This is a genomic window from Pseudomonas sp. BTN1 (assembly GCF_001907715.1).
GTDB classification, from domain to species: domain Bacteria; phylum Pseudomonadota; class Gammaproteobacteria; order Pseudomonadales; family Pseudomonadaceae; genus Aquipseudomonas; species Aquipseudomonas paracarnis.
In genome coordinates this window covers 119,190-134,976 of sequence record NZ_MPBM01000032.1, presented here as the reverse complement: position 1 = coordinate 134,976, position 15,787 = coordinate 119,190, and the positions used below count along the sequence as shown (strand labels likewise).

The following is a 15,787-nucleotide window of genomic DNA, read 5'->3' as shown; positions in this document are numbered from 1 at the left end:
GGGGTCAAATGTCCAACACTTCCATTTCTTGCAGCACCTCGGCGATGGCCTCGACCGCCGCGCGCATGCCGGCTGCGTCGACATGGCCGATGCAGCCCACGCGAAAGGTTTCCACCTGGGTCAATTTGCCGGGGTACAGGATGAAACCCTGGGCCTTGACCCGTTCGTAGAACTCCTTGAACTGGTAGCGCGGGTCTTTTGGGGCGTGGAAGGTGACGATGATCGGCGCCTGGATTGCCGCCGGCAGAAAGCTGCGCAGGCCCAGCGCGGCCATGCCATCCAGCAGTGCCTGGCAGTTGTCCGCGTAGCGTTGATGGCGGGCGGGCAGGCCGCCTTCCTCAGCGTATTGCAGCAAGGCTTCATGCAGGGCGGCGACCACGTGGGTCGGCGGGGTGAAGCGCCATTGTCCGGTCTTGGCCATATAGGTGTGCTGGTCGAACAGGTCCATCGCCAGGGAATGGCAGTTGCCCTGGGACGCAGCCAGCGCCGCTTTTTCGGCAAAGACAAAGCCCATCCCCGGCACGCCTTCCAGGCATTTGCCCGAGGCGGCAATCAGCGCGTCGAAGGGGATTTCACGGGCATCAATCGGTAGCGCGCCGAAGGAACTCATGGCGTCGATGATCAGGCGCTTGCCGTGGCGTTTGACCACCTCGGCGATCTGCGGCAACGGGTTGAGAATGCCCGTGCTGGTTTCGCAATGGATCAGCGCGACGTGGGTGATGGCGCTGTCGGAGCTCAACAGGCGATCCACATCGGCGGCAGTGGTGGGCTCGTCTTCGGCGGTTTCAAAGGTGCTGAATTCGCGGCCAAGCACCTCGCAGATTTTCGCCAGGCGCTTGCCGTAGGCGCCGTTAATCAACACCAGCACCTTGCCATTGCGGGGGACCAAGGTGCCGATCGCCGCTTCGACGGCGAAGGTACCGCTGCCTTGCAGCGGCACGCAGTGGTGGCTGTCCGCACCGTTGAGGATCGCCAGCAGCTGCGTGCACACACTGGCTGTGAGCTGGTTGAAGCGGTCGTCCCACGACCCCCAATCCACCATCATCGCCTGGCGGGTGCGGGTCGAGGTGGTCAGGGGGCCGGGGGTCAACAGGATCGGCGCGGCAGTGGGCATGTCAAATCCTCGCAAGGTGTTGGGGTTCAAGCTACGGCGCCTAAATTGCAGTTTGGCTTGTCATCAATCAAATTGTTTGTTGTTATGCGAGCTATCAGTGAGGCCGATAACGATGAACCTGTTCCAACTGCGTGCATTCGATGCCGTGGCCCGTGAGGGCAGTTTTACCCGCGCGGCGGCTCGGCTGTTTATCAGCCAGCCGGCAGTGACCGGGCATATCAAGGCGCTTGAGGAGCACTACCAGATCCCGCTGTTGCGCCGCACCGCCCGCCGGGTGGAGTTGACCGAGGAGGGCGCACGCCTGGCGGCCATCACGCGGGCGATCTTCGGTTTGGTCGACGAGGCGCAAACCATGCTGGAGGCCAACCGCCAGTTGCTCACCGGGCGCCTGGAAGTGGCGGCGGACGGCCCTCACTTGGTCATGCCGATGATCGCCAGCCTGCGCGCGCGCTACCCTGGCATTACCGTGAACCTGCGTTTGGGCAATGCTCAGGAAACCCTGGCGGCGCTGCTGTCCGAACATGCCGATGTGGCGGTGCTCACCGAGGTGGAGCCGCGCAATGGCCTGCACTTGCAACCCCTGGACGAGTCACGGATTTGCGCCTTGGTGCCGGCTGCGCATCCGTGGGCCAGGCAGGCCAGCGGTATTGAACTGGCGCAGCTGCATGAGGTGATCATGGTGCTGCGCGAGCCGAGCTCCATCACCCGCCGCACTTTTGATGACGCGTGCCTGGCGGCGAATGTGCAACCCAAGGTGCTGCTGGAACTGGACAGTCGTGAAGCCGTGACCGAAGCGGTGGCGGCAGAGTTAGGGGTGGGCGTGGTGTCGTCGATGGAGGTCAGCCCGGACCCGCGTGTACAGGCGGTACCGATCCTGGGCGATGGCCTGCTGAACCGGCACATGCTCGGCTGCATGGAGCGGCGCCGCTCGCTGCGCTTGATTCAGGCGTTTTTCGAGTTGGCGTGAAGGCTCTCACGCACGATCTCCAGGAAGGTCGCGACCACGCGGCGTGAACTCTGCTCTTTCAGGCACACCAGGGTTTCTTTCATGCGTTGTGTGCAATCGCGGATCGGCATGGCGTATACCCGCGCGTCGGCGCCGAACTCTGCCGCCGACACCACGCCCACGCCAATTCCCACCACCACGGCTTCCCGGGCGGCTTCGCGGCCTTCCACCTGGATGGCCGGGCGAATGCGCAGGCCGGCCTGGCGCATTTCCTGCTCCAGGGTTTGACGGGTGACCGAGCCGGTTTCCCGCAGCACCAGCGGAGTGTTATCGAGGTCGGCCAGGCAGATCGATTCGCGCCCGGCCCAGGCATGGTCACGTGCGACAAAAGCCAGTAGTTGATCGTCGGGCAGCGGCAGTGACAACAGGCGCGGATCATCGACATCGCGCCCCAACAGCGCCAGGTCGGCCTGGTAGTTGTAAAGGCGCGACAGCGACTCATCGGTGTTGCCGGTTTCGATTTTCACGCTGATCCCAGGGTAGCGCTGGCAGAAGCGCGCAATCTGCGGCAGTACGTGCACGGGTGCATCCACCGCCAGGGTGAGGGTGCCGGTGAGCAGGGCGCGCGAATCCTGCAGCAATTCTTCGGCTTCGGCTTCGATCACAAACAGGCGCTGGGTGATGCCCAGCAGGCGCTCACCCAGATCGGTCAGGCGCACCGAGCGCTTGTTGCGGTGGAACAGCAACACGCCGAAGCGCTCTTCCAGTTTGCGCACCTGGTCGGAAATCGCAGGCTGGGTCAGGAACAGGCGTTCGGCCGCCCCGGTAAAACTGCCGTGAATGGCCACCGCATGGAAGGCTTTGAGCTGGGCATGGGAAACCGACATAGCGCGTCCTCTTACAAGCTGGGCTTATATTTGAAATACGATAAATCGATTTTACCTATGAGTCAGCCATTGCTTTCATGCGCCTCAGTCGCCGTAGGTTGAGTCCTACAACCACGGCTGCCATGGGGGCAGGCACACCGCACCCATCTGACCAATACCGCGCTCTCCAAGGCCCGGCATTGCAGTGCTCAACCATAAAAACAACAGGCGTTTTCTTTCGATTCTGCCGGCACACTCACACCTGAGGTCAGAACCACCATGAATATCCCTATGGGTAGCATCAAGCGTTGGCGCGTGCAGATTTTTGCCATCACCTGGCTGGCGTATGCCGCGTTCTATTTCACCCGCAAAGCGTTTTCAGTGGCGAAGCTGGGGATCGGCGACGACCCGAGTTTCCCCCTCGACAAAATGATGATGGCCAACCTGGATGGGCTCTACCTCGCCGCGTATGCCGTAGGCCAGTTCACTTGGGGCATGCTTGCCGACCGCTTTGGACCACGGGTGGTGGTGCTCGGTGGCTTGCTGATTTCCGCAGGCGCAGCGCTGGTGATGGGCACCTTTGCCACCTTGCCGATCTTTGTTACCTGCATGTTGGTACAGGGCTTGGCCCAGTCCACTGGCTGGTCGGGGCTGTGCAAGAACCTCGGCAGTTTCTTCCCGGCCCAGCAGCGGGGGCGGGTGCTGGGGTTATGGAGTTCGTGTTACGCGTTCGGCGGATTGGTCGCGTCACCGTTTGCCGGTTGGTGGGCCTATACGCTGATCGGTAGTTGGCATGCGGCGTTTATTTCCAGTGCCGCAGTGGTAGCGGTGGTGGCCGTGCTGTTCTTTATGTTCCAGCGCAATACCCCGCAGGATGTGGGCTTGCCGGCAGTCGAGCCTGAGCCGGTGCTGAGCGCCGAGCAGTTGGCCGCCCAGCAGCGCGTCAGCGTACTCGAACCCCTGCGCGCGATCCTGCGTAACCGCACAGTGTTGACCCTGGGGCTGGCGTACTTCCTGCTCAAGCCGGCGCGCTACGCGATTCTGTTGTGGGGGCCGGTGATCGTCTACGAGCAGATGCCGTCGGTGGGCAAGGTCGGCGCCGCCATCGTGCCCACCGCGTTTGAGTTGGCTGGTTTACTGGGGCCAGTGTTGATCGGCCTGGCCTCCGACAAACTGTTCGGCGCCCGGCGCATGCCCGCCTGTGTGCTGAGCCTGTTGGCGCTGACGGTTGCCCTGGCGCTTTTCATGGGCGCGCTGCACACCGGCAGTGTGGTGCTGGTGATGACGTTGCTGTTTGTCATGGGGCTGACGCTGTATGGGCCCGACTCAATGATCAGCAGCACGGCGGCCATCGACTTCGGCACCGCCAAGGCCGGCGCTACCGCCGCGGGTTTTGTGAACGGCTGCGGTTCGGTGGGGGCGATTCTGGGTGGTTTGCTGCCAGGCTATTTCGATACCGTGACGGTATTTATCGTGTTTGCCGGTGCGGCGCTGTTTTCTTCGTTGGTGCTGATGCCCTACTGGAATGCCAGGCCCGCCGTACTGGCCCAGGCGGGGGATTTTGTGCCGGACCGCAATGCGGTGATCAAACCCTTGCGCACCTGAGTACCCTGGCCGGTTTTTTGGTGGAACGAAGCGTTCTCGCGCTATAAACTCTGCCCCCAAAGCGCCGGCCAGTAGACGTTTCGGCGCGATGGAAATAAGAGAGTGAGTCATGGGCGCACAGTGGAAAGTCAAACATAAAGAAGCGGCAGCCAATGCCAAGGGCAAGATTTTCGGCAAGCTGGTGAAAGAAATCACCATCGCCGCCCGCAACGGCGCCGATACCGCGACCAACGCGCACCTGCGCCTGGTGGTGGAACAGGCCAAAAAAGCCTCGATGCCCAAGGAAACCCTGGACCGCGCAATCAAAAAGGGCGCCGGTCTGCTCGGTGAGACCGTGCAATACCACCGCGTGACCTACGAAGGTTTCGCGCCGCACCAGGTGCCTTTGATCGTCGAGTGCGTGACCGACAACATCAACCGCACCGTGGCGGAAATCCGCGTGGCCTTCCGCAAGGGCCAACTGGGCGCTTCCGGTTCGGTGGCCTGGGATTTCAACCATGTGGGCCTGATCGAAGCATCGCCGGACACGCCAGACGCCGATCCAGAAATGGCCGCCATCGAAGCCGGCGCCCAGGACTTTGAAGAGGGTGAAGAAGGCGCCACCTTGTTCATTACCGAAACCACCGACCTGGATGCTGTGCAGAAGGCCTTGCCGGAGCAGGGCTTCACCGTGCTGTCGGCCAAGCTGGGTTATATCTCCAAGAACCCGGTCAGCGGTTTGACCGATGAGCAGATGGCAGAAGTCGAGGCGTTCCTGGAAGGCCTGGACAACCATGATGATGTGCAGGATATGTTTGTCGGCCTGGCGGGCTGATTTCTACCTGACTACACGCGGTCAACCTGTGGGAGCGGGCTTGCTCGCGAATGCGGTGTGACAGTCAACAGATGTATTGGCTGTTCCACCGCATTCGCGAGCAAGCCCGCTCCCACATTGGTTTAGTGGTGTTGCATAGATTCGAGCAAGACCTCAATTTCTTCAAAGCTCGGCCGCGCCAGCACATCCGGCTGGCAGCAGCGTTGTTGCAGTGCCTGCAAGCCTTCGTCACTGGCCTCAACCCGCTCCAACAATTCCCCCAGCAACACTCCGAACGCGCGCACTTCAATACGCTGCAGCGCACGGGTTTCCAACGTGTCCGCCGTGGCATGGAAGGAGGCCGCGCCAAAGTCTCCCAGCAAGCAATCACCTTCTGCGTTCCACAAAATATTGTGACCATACAGGTCACCATGGGTAATGCCGCGCCGATGCAGGTGCGCCGCCACCGAAGCAATGCCCCGCGCTATGCGCAGTGCTACGTCCAGGCTGAAACGGGTGGTGGGTGCGTAGACATCCCGCGTGCACGACGCCAGGCTCGGCAGGGCTGCGAGGTTGCGGTAACTGGGGTCGATCAGCTCCATCACCAGGGCGGCCTGGTTATCGGGATGGCCGACGACGCGTCCTTCAACCTTGATCAGGCTGGGATGCAGGCCAGCAGCGATGCAGGCTTGCATTTCATGCAGCGGTGAACCGTCGCTGGTGATGGTGCCCTTGTACAGCTTGACCGCGACCGGCAACGCCCGGGGTTTCCACAGCGCCTTGCGAATAATCCCCGAAGCGCCTTCGCCAAGGACTTCGCCCATGTCCAGTTCCTGCCAGGCGATGTTCGGCGTCGCCTCATCACTGCTCACCTGCACGGCCATTTCCACCGGGTTGCCGGCGTAGGCCAGCCAGGTCAGGCTCGGCAGGGTCAGCAGCCACTGCGGCAGGTGGGTGAGGCGGTTGGAGGCGATGCGGATCAACTCCAGGTTTTGGCACTGGGCCAGGCTTGGCGGCAGGTCGGTCAACTGGTTACCGGCCAGCATCAGCTTTTGCAGCAAGGGGCGTTCGCCCAGTTCATCGGGCAATTGGCTGATGCCGTTGTCGGTGAGGATTAGCCAGCGCAACTGTGGCGGCAGGGCGGCAGCGGCTACCTGGCTGATCTGGTTGGCCTTGAAGCCGATCATGCTCAGTTTTGCACACTGGCCCAGGCATTGCGGCAGTTCGGTAAAGGCGTTGTCCGAACAGAACAGCACGCGCAGGTTCGTCAGGCGGTGCAGGTCGTCGGGCAGGCTGCTCAGGGCGTTGCCGGTGAGGTTGAGGATTTCCAGCGAGTCGGCCAGTTCGAAGATTTCCCGGGGAAACTCGGTCAGCCCGCAGGCCAGGTCCAGGCGCGTAACGCCAGCCAATTGGCCAGCCTTGAGTTGGGCGAGGGTATTCATGCAGGGCGCGGTGCTCGGAAGAGGGCGTAAAAGGCGCTCATGATAGCGGCTCGGACGCGGTTTGCGGGCACAGCGTCTGCAATTGGCGCAGGCGACTGGCGGTGCGGGCGAGGTCGATGGCTTGGCCTTCCAGGCATTTATCCAAGGGCTGATGGCCGATCAGCGTCAGTTGCTTGTCCTGGTCGTAGAGCACGTCTACCAGATTGATAAAGCGCTGTTGCACGGCGATGGGGCATTCGGCCAACTGCGGCAGGCCGTCGATGATCCAGTGGTCGAAGTCCTGGCACAACAACAGGTAATCCATGACCGCCGTGAGTTGTTCGCACAGGTCATTGAAGGTGAACGCGATGGTTCGTGCCTGATGGCCTCGGCACGTTAACTGCCGAGTGCCGACCTTCAGGGTTTGCGCCGGGCAATCTGTGGCAGGCAGGCCCAGGCTTTCACGCTGTCCAGCGGTACCTGGCCAGACGTACTGGCCGCCCGTGAAGCGCTGTTGCGCGTGGGCCTGGGCCAGGCTGCGAAAGTCCTGAGGCGCACTGACTTCCAGCACCTCCATGCGCGCGGCGATCAGCTCGATCACCGGTTTGAAACGCTCGTGATACAGCGGATTGGGCAGCAAGCCTTCGGGTGGGTAGTTGGAGGTCACCAACACCAGCACACCGCGCTGGAACAGGGCCTTGAACAAACGGCTGATGAGCATCGCATCGCCGATATCGTGCACATGGAATTCGTCGAAACACAGCACTCGGCAGCCGGCCAGCAGCTCGTCCAGCGTGACGCCCAGAGCATCATCATGTCCGCGGTGCAGGAACATGCCTTGGTGCAGCCGGGCGAAGAAAGTGTGGAAATGCACACGTTGCTTCTCGGCGATGGGCAGTGCCTGGAAAAATCCATCCAGCAGCCAGCTTTTGCCACGCCCCACCGGGCCATGCAGGTACAGGCTGCGCGTGGCCTGGCCGTTGAGCAGGTGTTGAGCTTCGCGATTCAGGGCGGTAATCGCCCGGATTTGCCCATCACTGAGGGTATAGCCCTGTTGTACGGCCTTTTTTTGAAAATACGCCGGGATAGGCGAGGCGTCCGAGGCGTCGGTTTTTTTACCCAGCAGGCGCTGGAGCAGGGCAAGCACGGCCAAGAATAAACACTCTGTATTACGGTGGTCGCTCACTGTAGGACGCCCGATGCCATTTGACCAATGGTGAAGGGCCCCAAACCTTGCAAACTGGCACTTTCGCGTTAACTGGCTAACCTCATACACAGTTGTCACCCCTGTATAAGGAATTGGGGCTGTGAAGGGACCGGCGGTATTGGCTGTCATGGGCACGATGCTCTGCAACACGGTGTTTGCTGCGCAACTCCAGGTGCAGGTGCGCATCGACGTGCAGCGGGGTTGCCAGTTGGTGGGCACCACCCGCAATGCGGGCATCGAGCAACTTGGCGTATTGGATTTCGGCAGCGGCCCGCGTCTGGATGACCCGGCCGGCCCCCTGAGTGCGGCCCTGATCAGCCAGCGCCAGCCGCGCCTGGAATGTAACCCCGACACGCCTTACCAAATGCGCGTTGACGGCGGCCTGCATGGCGGCGCCGGCGAAGTGCGTTATCTCGCCAATCCGGCGCCCTCCAGCCGGCCCATTCCCTATCGAATCTATGCTGACGCCGCGCGGCTGATCCCCTTGCCGGTGGACGTGCCGATCAGTGGCCGCGTGCCGGACACTGGCTCTGTCGACCTGCCGCTGTATGGACGCATCGAACCGCTCAAGGACATCCCCGCCGTCGGCCGTTATTCCGACCTGCTCAAGGTCACGGTCACATGGTAAGCCGCTACCTGGCCGTGACGGCCCTGGGTGGCCTGCTGTTGCTGGCGGATGACGCGCAGGCGGCGGTGGTCAACGGCCAGGTCCATGCGCGGTTGGTAATCACCGCCAGTTGCGAAGTGAGCAAGGGCGTGGAAACCGCGCCGGTCACACCCGAAGGCGGCACCGCGCTGTTGGACTTTGGCAGCCAGGGGCCGACGTGGAACGAGACCTTGGACGCGGCGATCTCCGATGGCGACAAGGCGCCGCTGTCGGTGTCCTGCAATCCTTCGGTGGTCAGCAGTTTCACGGTGACCATCGATGGGGGGGCTAACGGCGACGGGACCACGCGGCGCCTGAGCAATGGCCGCCAGACCATTCCCTATCGACTGTCGGCTGACCCACAGGGGCGCAGTGCCTACAGGATCGGCCAGCAACGCAATTTCGTCGTGACCCAGGGCACCCAGGTACCGATCCCGGTATTCGGTTCCGTGGTGGCGAATACCAGGGCCCTACCGGCCGGCCTCTACACAGACACCCTGACGGTGACTCTGGATTGGTAAACCATGAGGATGGATATCATGCATGTACTTGTATCGCGAATCGGCCTCTGTGCCCTGGGCCTGGGGCTGGCGTCCAGCCTGAACGCGGCGACCACGGTGACCGGGCAGATCAGTTCCAGCCTGACCTTGATCGCCAGTTGCCAAGTCAACGGCTCCGGGGCGGCCACCGGGTTGAATTTCGGTAGCTTGAACTTCGGCACCACCAACAGCCTGTTTACCAATGCCGACGCCCAGCTGCTCGGCGGCACCGGTACCGGCGGGGCGTTGTCGATCCTGTGTTCGGCTGGCACCGCGCCAACGATCAAGGTGCGTGCCGGCGCCCACGACGGTGCTTCCCCCGGTGGCACCCGTGCGCTGGCCGATGGCGTGGGTAACTTCGTGCCCTACGATTTCTACACTGACAGCGGGCGTTCAGCGCTGTTGGCGATTGACGGCGTGGTGACCCTCGCCACCAGTACCGGCGTGGCGCAGACCGTCAACCTTTACGGCCGGGCGGTGGGCAAGGCGGGACTGCCGGCGGGCACCTACACCGACACCGTGGCCGTGGAACTGACGTTCTAACGATGTGGCCCAGGGTGTTGCTCGCCATCGGCCTGGCGATACCGTTGCCGCTGTCGGCGGTGGTCAACCAGAGCTTCCAGGTGAGTGCGACCATCACGCCGGGCTGTTTGATCGTGGGCGGCGGCGCCAACTACGGCACCTTGGCCTACGGCAGCTATTCGGCCCTGGCCACCAGCACGGTCACAGCGGCTCTCACTGGCGGCGTAACCCTGCAATGCACACCGGGCGTGGCCCTGAGCATGAGCGTGGATGGCGGCCTGTACAGCAGCACCGGGCGCAATTTGCAGATCAACAGTGGCAGCGCGCGGGTGGCTTACCAATTGTTTCGCGATGCGGCGTTCAGCCAGAGCCTGGGGATCAACCAGAGCGTCAGCGTGACCTACAGCGATGCGAGCAACATCAGCCTGCCGATTTACGGGCGGGTGGTTTTACCGGGCAATCAGCCTGGGGGGACGTACAGCGACACGCTGCAGGTGCAGCTGACGTGGTAGGGCTAACGGTTTTAAGGAGGGGTGTCATGGGTTGTGCTTTGCGACGGTTATGGACCGCGGGTTTCGCCTTGGGGGCGTTGTGCTCGGCAGGGTTTGTACAGGCGGCCAGTTCGGTGCTGATCTGGCCCATCGACCCGGTGCTGGAGGCTGACCAACAGGCCAGCGCGCTGTGGCTGGAGAACCGTGGCACCGAGACCGCCAACCTGCAGATCCGCGTGTTTGCCTGGAGCCAGAATGGCTTTGACGAGCAGTACCAGAACCAGCGCGATGTGATCGGCAGCCCGCCGGTGGCCAAGATCGAGCCGGGCCAGAAGCAACTGGTGCGCCTGACCCGCACCCGGGAAGTGCCGCCGGGGCAGGAGTTGGCCTATCGCATCATCATTGATGAAATCCCCTCGGCGTTGCAGGTGCCGGCGCCGCCGGAGGGCAAGAACACGGCGGCGGCGATTCGCTTTCAGATGCGTTATTCGGTGCCGCTGTTTGCCTACGGCGCCGGCTTGTGGAGCAAAGATGACGCTACCCGGCAGCGCGATCCCAAGGGCGCGGGCAAGCCGCAGTTAAGCTGGCAAAAGGTCAACGTGGCAGGGCGCAACTACATCGAGGTGCGCAACCAGGGCGCCGTGCATGCGCGGCTTACCGATGCGTCATTCAAACAGGGCGGGCAGACCCGGCCGTTGGTGGACGGTTTGCTCGGCTATGTGCTGCCGGGCGCGAGCATGCGTTGGCCGGTGCCGGACGCCGTATCGGCCGACCAGCCGTTGCAGGTCAGGGTCAACGGCGCGCCGCAACTGGAGAGCCTGGCGCCCAAGCGCTAACCGTTATGTAGCGCAACGGGCACACGCCCGGGTTTTCACAGGATGGAGATGTCCATTGAAGGACACAACGCCATGGTGAGTCGTGGTTGGGCTCGGGTTTTATGGCCGTCGGTGGCAGTGGCAAGCGGGCTGTGGGGCGCAGCGATGGCGGGCGACTTGCCGCCGCCGCCCGGCAGCATGGAGGCAGTTGCCGATGCACAGCTGTTTCTGGAACTGGTGGTCAACCAGATGGACACCGGCCGCGTTATCGCGGTCGAGCAGCGCGCCGGCCAGCTGTTTGTGCCGGCCAGCGCGTTGCAGGACGTGGGCATGAAACTGCCCGGTGAGCCCGTCGGCAGTGTGGCCCTGGACCAGGTGCCGGGCCTGCACAGCGACTACGACAGCAACGGCCAGCGCCTGCTGCTGGATGTGCCGCCTTCCTGGCTGCAGGAACAGTTCATCGGCAACCGCAATACCTATTCGCGTACCCAGGCCATGAGCAGCTTCGGCGCCTTGCTCAACTATGACGTGTATTTCAATGACACCGACGACGGCGGCAGTTACCTCGCGGCGTGGAACGAAGTGCGGCTGTTCGACACCTGGGGCACCTTGTCCAACACCGGGCAACTGCGCCAGACCCTGTCCGACGGAGTCAGCGGCGGTACCCTCAACAATGGTTACCGACGTTACGACACCACCTGGCGTTTCTCCGACGATGAGCGCCTGCTGACCTACGAGGCTGGCGACGTGATCAGCGGCGCGCTGCCCTGGAGCAGTTCGGTGCGCCTGGGCGGGGTGCAACTGTCGCGCGATTTTGCCGTGCGCCCCGACCTGGTCACGTACCCCTTGCCGCAGTTTGCCGGTGAGGCGGCGGTGCCGTCGTCGGTGGATCTGTTTATCAACGGCTATAAATCCGACAGCGCACAGTTGCAACCCGGCCCCTACACCCTGACCAACATCCCGTTTATCAACGGTGCCGGCGAGGCCGTGGTGGTCACTACCGACGCCCTGGGACGCCAAGTGTCGACCACGGTGCCGTTCTACGTCACCAGCACCTTGCTGCAACAAGGCTTGACGGATTTTTCGCTGGCCGCCGGTACCTTGCGCCGTGACTACACCCTGCGGGACTTCGGCTACGGGCCGGGCGTGGCCAGTGGCACGTTCCGCTACGGCTATTCCGATAACCTGACCCTGGAAAGCCACGCCGAAGCCTCCAGCGACCTGACCCTCGGTGGGCTCGGCGGCAACCTGCGCCTGGGCAACTTCGGCGTGCTCAATACCGCCCTCAGCCAGAGCCAGTTCGACAGCCGCACGGGCCAGCAACTGAGCCTCGGTTACCAGTACAACAGCACGCGCTACAGCTTTATGTACCAACGGGTGGAGCGCCGCGACGACTACGCCGACCTGACCCTGGTCGATACCCCTTACGCCAGCCTCAGCAAGCGCAGCGAGCAGGTGACCCTGAGCCTCAACCTCCAACGTTTCGGCAGCCTGGGCCTGGGTTATTTCGACGTGCAGGCGGCGGACGACTCGCGCACGCGCCTGCTCAACCTGAGCTGGAGCAAACCGTTGTGGCGCAACACCAGCTTTTATCTGTCAGCCAACCGCGAAATCGGTGACAGCAACTGGGCCATGCAGGCGCAACTGGTCATCCCGTTCGACCTCAACGGCAGCCTGGCCTTGAGTACCGAGCGCAGCAAGGACGGCGCCAGTCGCCAGCGCATCAACTACAGCCGCGCGGTGCCCAGCGAAGGCGGGGTGGGCTACAACCTCGGCTATGCCCAGGGCGATGCCCCCAGCTATCGACAGGCCGACCTGACCTGGCGCTTGCAGTCGGTGCAGTTGCAGGCCGGCGTGTACGGCAGCAGCGAGGCCATGACGCGCTGGGCCGATGCCAGCGGCTCGCTGGTGTGGATGGGCGGCGAAACCTTTGCCGCCAACCGCATCAATGACGCCTTTGTGGTCGTGAGCACCCAGGGCTTTGCCGGGATTCCGGTGCGCTACGAAAACCAACTGGTGGGCCAGACCGACCGCAACGGCCATTTGCTGGTGCCGTGGAGCAGTGCCTATTACCGCGGCAAATACGAGATCGACCCGTTGAACCTGCCGGCGAATGTGCAAAGCCCCAATGTGGAACAGCGCGTATCGGTACGCCGTGGCAGCGGTTACTTGTTGGAATTCCCCCTGCGCCGGGTGCTCGCTGCAAGCATCACCCTGGTGGACCGCCAGCATCAGGAGTTGCCGCTGGGCAGCCTGGTGGTGCACGAGCAAAGCAACACCCAGGCGGTGGTCGGCTGGGATGGCCTGGTGTATCTGGAAAACCTCAGCGCCCACAACACTTTGCAGGTCACTTTGGGAGAGGGCCGCACCTGCCAGGCAACCTTCGATATGGACGAGCAGCAACAGGACGTGCCCTTGATCGGGCCATTAGTGTGCCAATGAGGGATCGAACAGGGAGTGTTCAGGTGAAGGGCAGCGTAGGGTTGTATGGCGTGGGTTTGTTGTTTTGCGGGCAGGCCATGGCGGCGTGTTCGGTGGTGTCCACCGTGCCGGCCAGTTTTGGTTCGATCAGTTCGATGACGGTGCGCACCGCCGCGCAAACCAGCTCTACGGCCAACTCAGGGTTGAGTTGCACCTCGGCGCTGATATCGCTGCTGGTGTCCACCGACCATTTTTACGCCACGATCACCTCGGCCCAGACCGGTTTGGTCGGGCCGACCGGTGATGTGATCAGCTACACGATTTATGGCAATAACAGCACCAGCTATCCCATCACCCGTGGCAGCCAATTCGATTTCGGCGGCGCTGGCGGCATCGCCCAGAGCATCGGCCTGATCGCCGGGCCCGGCGCGAAAACTGTGCCGTTGTACCTGAGCAGCATCACTGGCAGCAACGTCGCCGCCGGGGTGTACACCGAGACATTGAGCATCGCCTGGGTGTGGAATTATTGCTCGGGGATCGGCCTTGGCGGCATTTGCCTGGGACGTGACATTGGCAGCGGCACGGCGTCCCTGACCGTCAGCATGACCGTGACCAACGATTGCCAGATCACCGCCCCGAATATCAGCTTCGGCAGCGCGCCGGTGGTCAGTGGGTTTAGTGCGGTGAGCGGGCAGACCATCAACATCGCCTGCACCAAGGGCAGCGCCTATACCGTGGGCTTGAGCGATGGCCAGAACCCGGTGAGTGTCGGCGGCCGGCGGCGCATGGTTTCCGGCGGCAATTACCTGGCCTATGACATTTTCAAAAGTGCCGGCACCACGCGTTGGGGCAGTGTCGGCGCGGCGCGGCGGGCCAGCTCCACGGCCGAGGTCAATCCCGGCAACGGCTTGGGTAATGGCAGCCAGGTGTACAACTACAACGCCAAGGTCTACACCGACCAGCCCACGCCGCCGGCTGGCACCTATCTGGATAACGTGGTGCTGGACGTCGGTTTCTAGAATGGCGTCTGCAACGCGGCGGCCTGATCCACCGGGCTGACCATCGCGTAGTTGTAGCCGCCGCCCGACCAGTAGTCGGCCTGCAAGCCATCGGCACTGCGGCTGCCGCGAGGCAGGAAACCGTTGTTCGGGCCCGGCGGGCGGATATAGAAGCTGATGCGCCGGCCTTGCGCGTCCTGGTACAGCACCATGGCTGCCGCGCCTTGGTCGGTGGTGAGCAGGCGCCCGCTGACCGGCTTGAAACCGGCTTGGCTCAGGTCGGGCAGGCGATGGGCCTGGTTGAAATAACGGTCGAGCCAGGCCTGCATGGTGCCAGGGTCCTGAGCGTTGTAGTCGGCGGGCATGATGCCGTCCTGGGCAAACAGGCGGTAGGCCTGCATGGCGTCGGTCATCGGCAACAGCGGCGGCTGGGTGGCTTCACGGGCGTGCCAACCGCCAACCCCGCCGAGGCTCACGGCGATCAGCAACAACGCCGCCGTGGCCAAGTGCCGACGGGACTGTTTCTTGATGCGCTGGCGAATCAGCGCCGGGTCCAATGCCGGGTTGTGCGGCTGTTGCAGGGCGCCGCTCAACGACGCGCGCAGCAACTGCGCATCTTGTTGCCAGGCCTGTACCCGGGCCGCCACTTCGGGGTGGCTGGCCAGCCAGGTTTCAAGCACACAGCGATCAGTGTCCGGCAATTGGTGATCGACGTAGGCATGTAAATCGCGTTCGCTGGGGGGCAGGCTGATCATTTGAGTCTCCGCAGGGCAGGGCCGGCCATTTCGCCATCGCTGAGCTGACGCAACGCTTGGCGTGCGCGGGACAGGCGTGACATTACGGTGCCGATGGGCACCTTGAGGATCTCGGCCACTTCCTTGTAGCTCAAGCCCTCGACGGACACCCACAGCAACAGGGCGCGCTGTTCGGTGTTCAGTTGGTCGAAGGCTTGCAGGGTGGATTGGGCCAGCACCGTGCGTTCTACCGAAGGTTGCACGTCATCGCGGCCGGTGAAGAATTCGAGCATGCGCGCATAGCGGCGGTTGCGGCGGTGGGCGTCGAGGAACTGCCGGTAGAGGATCGAAAACAGCCAGGCGCGCAGGTCGCCCTCGATACGTTTATCGGCCCAGGCGACGATCGCGCGTTCCAGGGTCGATTGCACCAGGTCATCGGCGCTGCTGCTGTTGCGCGTCAGGGACACGGCAAAACGCCGCAACCTGGGGATGAGTTCGCGTAACTGTTCGTCGAGTTCATGCATGGGTGTCTGGCTGATCACTACGCTGGGACTAGAGAGACGTTTGGCGTTGAAGGTTATTCCCCGTCCCGCAAAATAAATCCAGGGCCTGGGAATAGAGCCCATCGGCGTTCGTCTTAATGCTCCGACCTTATGTTTAAGCCTGAGG

At 62.9% G+C, this 15,787-nt stretch carries 16 protein-coding genes; 10 read left to right on the top strand and 6 right to left on the bottom strand.

The window, feature by feature from the left end:
- Positions 1–4: 4 nt before the first annotated feature.
- Positions 5–1,114 (bottom strand): 2-aminoethylphosphonate--pyruvate transaminase, encoded by a 1,110-nt coding sequence (locus tag BMH52_RS16955; protein ID WP_073844407.1) that lies wholly within the window; start codon positions 1,112–1,114, stop codon positions 5–7.
- A gap of 112 nt (positions 1,115–1,226) precedes the next feature.
- Between BMH52_RS16955 and BMH52_RS16950 the strand changes: the two genes are divergently transcribed.
- Complete coding sequence (locus tag BMH52_RS16950; protein ID WP_014718975.1) at positions 1,227–2,081, top strand: LysR substrate-binding domain-containing protein; 855 nt, start codon at positions 1,227–1,229, stop codon at positions 2,079–2,081.
- Here BMH52_RS16950 and BMH52_RS16945 read toward each other — a convergent pair.
- Positions 2,057–2,947 (bottom strand): LysR substrate-binding domain-containing protein, encoded by an 891-nt coding sequence (locus BMH52_RS16945; RefSeq protein ID WP_014718974.1) that lies wholly within the window; start codon positions 2,945–2,947, stop codon positions 2,057–2,059. The two genes, BMH52_RS16950 and BMH52_RS16945, sit on opposite strands and share 25 nt — an antisense overlap.
- A gap of 258 nt (positions 2,948–3,205) precedes the next feature.
- On the opposite strand from BMH52_RS16945, the gene BMH52_RS16940 reads away from it, so the two are divergent.
- Together BMH52_RS16940 and BMH52_RS16935 are read left to right on the top strand one after the other, a co-directional pair.
- Positions 3,206–4,531 carry an MFS transporter gene (locus BMH52_RS16940; RefSeq protein ID WP_020302353.1) on the top strand — a complete coding sequence of 442 codons (1,326 nt, stop codon included), beginning with the start codon at positions 3,206–3,208 and terminating at the stop codon, positions 4,529–4,531.
- 109 nt (positions 4,532–4,640) lie between these two features.
- On the top strand, positions 4,641–5,345 hold the full coding sequence (locus tag BMH52_RS16935) for a YebC/PmpR family DNA-binding transcriptional regulator (RefSeq protein WP_003192227.1): 705 nt from the start codon (positions 4,641–4,643) through the stop codon (positions 5,343–5,345).
- A 122-nt stretch (positions 5,346–5,467) separates the two neighbouring features.
- Here BMH52_RS16935 and BMH52_RS16930 read toward each other — a convergent pair whose 3' ends face one another.
- Together BMH52_RS16930 and zapE are read right to left on the bottom strand one after the other, a co-directional pair.
- Positions 5,468–6,766, bottom strand: a complete 1,299-nt coding sequence (locus BMH52_RS16930; RefSeq protein WP_073844405.1) for a protein kinase — start codon at positions 6,764–6,766, stop codon at positions 5,468–5,470.
- Between the two features lie 37 nt (positions 6,767–6,803).
- Entirely contained in the window at positions 6,804–7,898 is a 1,095-nt protein-coding gene (gene zapE / locus BMH52_RS16925; RefSeq protein WP_073844403.1) for a cell division protein ZapE, read from the bottom strand.
- A gap of 190 nt (positions 7,899–8,088) precedes the next feature.
- On the opposite strand from zapE, the gene BMH52_RS16920 reads away from it, so the two are divergent.
- From BMH52_RS16920 to BMH52_RS16890, 7 genes are all read left to right on the top strand, one after another.
- Positions 8,089–8,580, top strand: coding sequence for a spore coat U domain-containing protein (locus BMH52_RS16920; protein WP_093114405.1), 492 nt, complete (start codon positions 8,089–8,091; stop codon positions 8,578–8,580).
- Entirely contained in the window at positions 8,574–9,119 is a 546-nt protein-coding gene (locus BMH52_RS16915; protein ID WP_014718969.1) for a spore coat protein U domain-containing protein, read from the top strand. The genes BMH52_RS16920 and BMH52_RS16915 overlap by 7 nt, the downstream gene beginning before the upstream one ends.
- Before the next feature lie 18 nt (positions 9,120–9,137).
- Positions 9,138–9,680: a spore coat protein U domain-containing protein gene (locus BMH52_RS16910; protein WP_003192220.1), complete on the top strand. Its 543-nt coding sequence runs from the start codon at positions 9,138–9,140 to the stop codon at positions 9,678–9,680.
- 2 nt (positions 9,681–9,682) lie between these two features.
- Positions 9,683–10,171, top strand: a complete 489-nt coding sequence (locus tag BMH52_RS16905) for a spore coat U domain-containing protein (RefSeq protein ID WP_073844401.1) — start codon at positions 9,683–9,685, stop codon at positions 10,169–10,171.
- 26 nt (positions 10,172–10,197) lie between these two features.
- Positions 10,198–10,986, top strand: coding sequence for a molecular chaperone (locus tag BMH52_RS16900; protein ID WP_014718967.1), 789 nt, complete (start codon positions 10,198–10,200; stop codon positions 10,984–10,986).
- A 72-nt stretch (positions 10,987–11,058) separates the two neighbouring features.
- Positions 11,059–13,407, top strand: a complete 2,349-nt coding sequence (locus tag BMH52_RS16895; RefSeq protein ID WP_073844431.1) for a fimbria/pilus outer membrane usher protein — start codon at positions 11,059–11,061, stop codon at positions 13,405–13,407.
- 77 nt (positions 13,408–13,484) lie between these two features.
- On the top strand, positions 13,485–14,405 hold the full coding sequence (locus BMH52_RS16890; protein ID WP_073844429.1) for a spore coat U domain-containing protein: 921 nt from the start codon (positions 13,485–13,487) through the stop codon (positions 14,403–14,405).
- Here the strand turns inward: BMH52_RS16890 and BMH52_RS16885 are convergent.
- Together BMH52_RS16885 and BMH52_RS16880 are read right to left on the bottom strand one after the other, a co-directional pair.
- Positions 14,402–15,139, bottom strand: coding sequence for an anti-sigma factor (locus BMH52_RS16885; RefSeq protein WP_014718964.1), 738 nt, complete (start codon positions 15,137–15,139; stop codon positions 14,402–14,404). The two genes, BMH52_RS16890 and BMH52_RS16885, sit on opposite strands and share 4 nt — an antisense overlap.
- A complete protein-coding gene (locus BMH52_RS16880) occupies positions 15,136–15,642 on the bottom strand; it encodes a sigma-70 family RNA polymerase sigma factor (protein ID WP_014718963.1) in 507 nt (168 codons plus the stop codon). The genes BMH52_RS16885 and BMH52_RS16880 overlap by 4 nt, the downstream gene beginning before the upstream one ends.
- Between the last annotated feature and the right edge of the window lie 145 nt (positions 15,643–15,787).

Coding starts and splice junctions, on each gene's coding strand:
- BMH52_RS16910 (WP_003192220.1), top strand. CDS start 9,138: ATGCATGTACTTGTATCGCGAATCGGCCTCTGTGCCCTGGGCCTGGGG.
- BMH52_RS16885 (WP_014718964.1), bottom strand. CDS start 15,139: ATGATCAGCCTGCCCCCCAGCGAACGCGATTTACATGCCTACGTCGAT.
- BMH52_RS16920 (WP_093114405.1), top strand. CDS start 8,089: ATGCTCTGCAACACGGTGTTTGCTGCGCAACTCCAGGTGCAGGTGCGC.
- BMH52_RS16890 (WP_073844429.1), top strand. CDS start 13,485: ATGGCGGCGTGTTCGGTGGTGTCCACCGTGCCGGCCAGTTTTGGTTCG.
- BMH52_RS16940 (WP_020302353.1), top strand. CDS start 3,206: ATGAATATCCCTATGGGTAGCATCAAGCGTTGGCGCGTGCAGATTTTT.
- BMH52_RS16930 (WP_073844405.1), bottom strand. CDS start 6,766: ATGAATACCCTCGCCCAACTCAAGGCTGGCCAATTGGCTGGCGTTACG.
- BMH52_RS16905 (WP_073844401.1), top strand. CDS start 9,683: ATGTGGCCCAGGGTGTTGCTCGCCATCGGCCTGGCGATACCGTTGCCG.
- BMH52_RS16915 (WP_014718969.1), top strand. CDS start 8,574: ATGGTAAGCCGCTACCTGGCCGTGACGGCCCTGGGTGGCCTGCTGTTG.
- BMH52_RS16955 (WP_073844407.1), bottom strand. CDS start 1,114: ATGCCCACTGCCGCGCCGATCCTGTTGACCCCCGGCCCCCTGACCACC.
- BMH52_RS16880 (WP_014718963.1), bottom strand. CDS start 15,642: ATGCATGAACTCGACGAACAGTTACGCGAACTCATCCCCAGGTTGCGG.
- BMH52_RS16895 (WP_073844431.1), top strand. CDS start 11,059: ATGGTGAGTCGTGGTTGGGCTCGGGTTTTATGGCCGTCGGTGGCAGTG.
- BMH52_RS16935 (WP_003192227.1), top strand. CDS start 4,641: ATGGGCGCACAGTGGAAAGTCAAACATAAAGAAGCGGCAGCCAATGCC.
- BMH52_RS16950 (WP_014718975.1), top strand. CDS start 1,227: ATGAACCTGTTCCAACTGCGTGCATTCGATGCCGTGGCCCGTGAGGGC.
- BMH52_RS16900 (WP_014718967.1), top strand. CDS start 10,198: ATGGGTTGTGCTTTGCGACGGTTATGGACCGCGGGTTTCGCCTTGGGG.
- BMH52_RS16945 (WP_014718974.1), bottom strand. CDS start 2,947: ATGTCGGTTTCCCATGCCCAGCTCAAAGCCTTCCATGCGGTGGCCATT.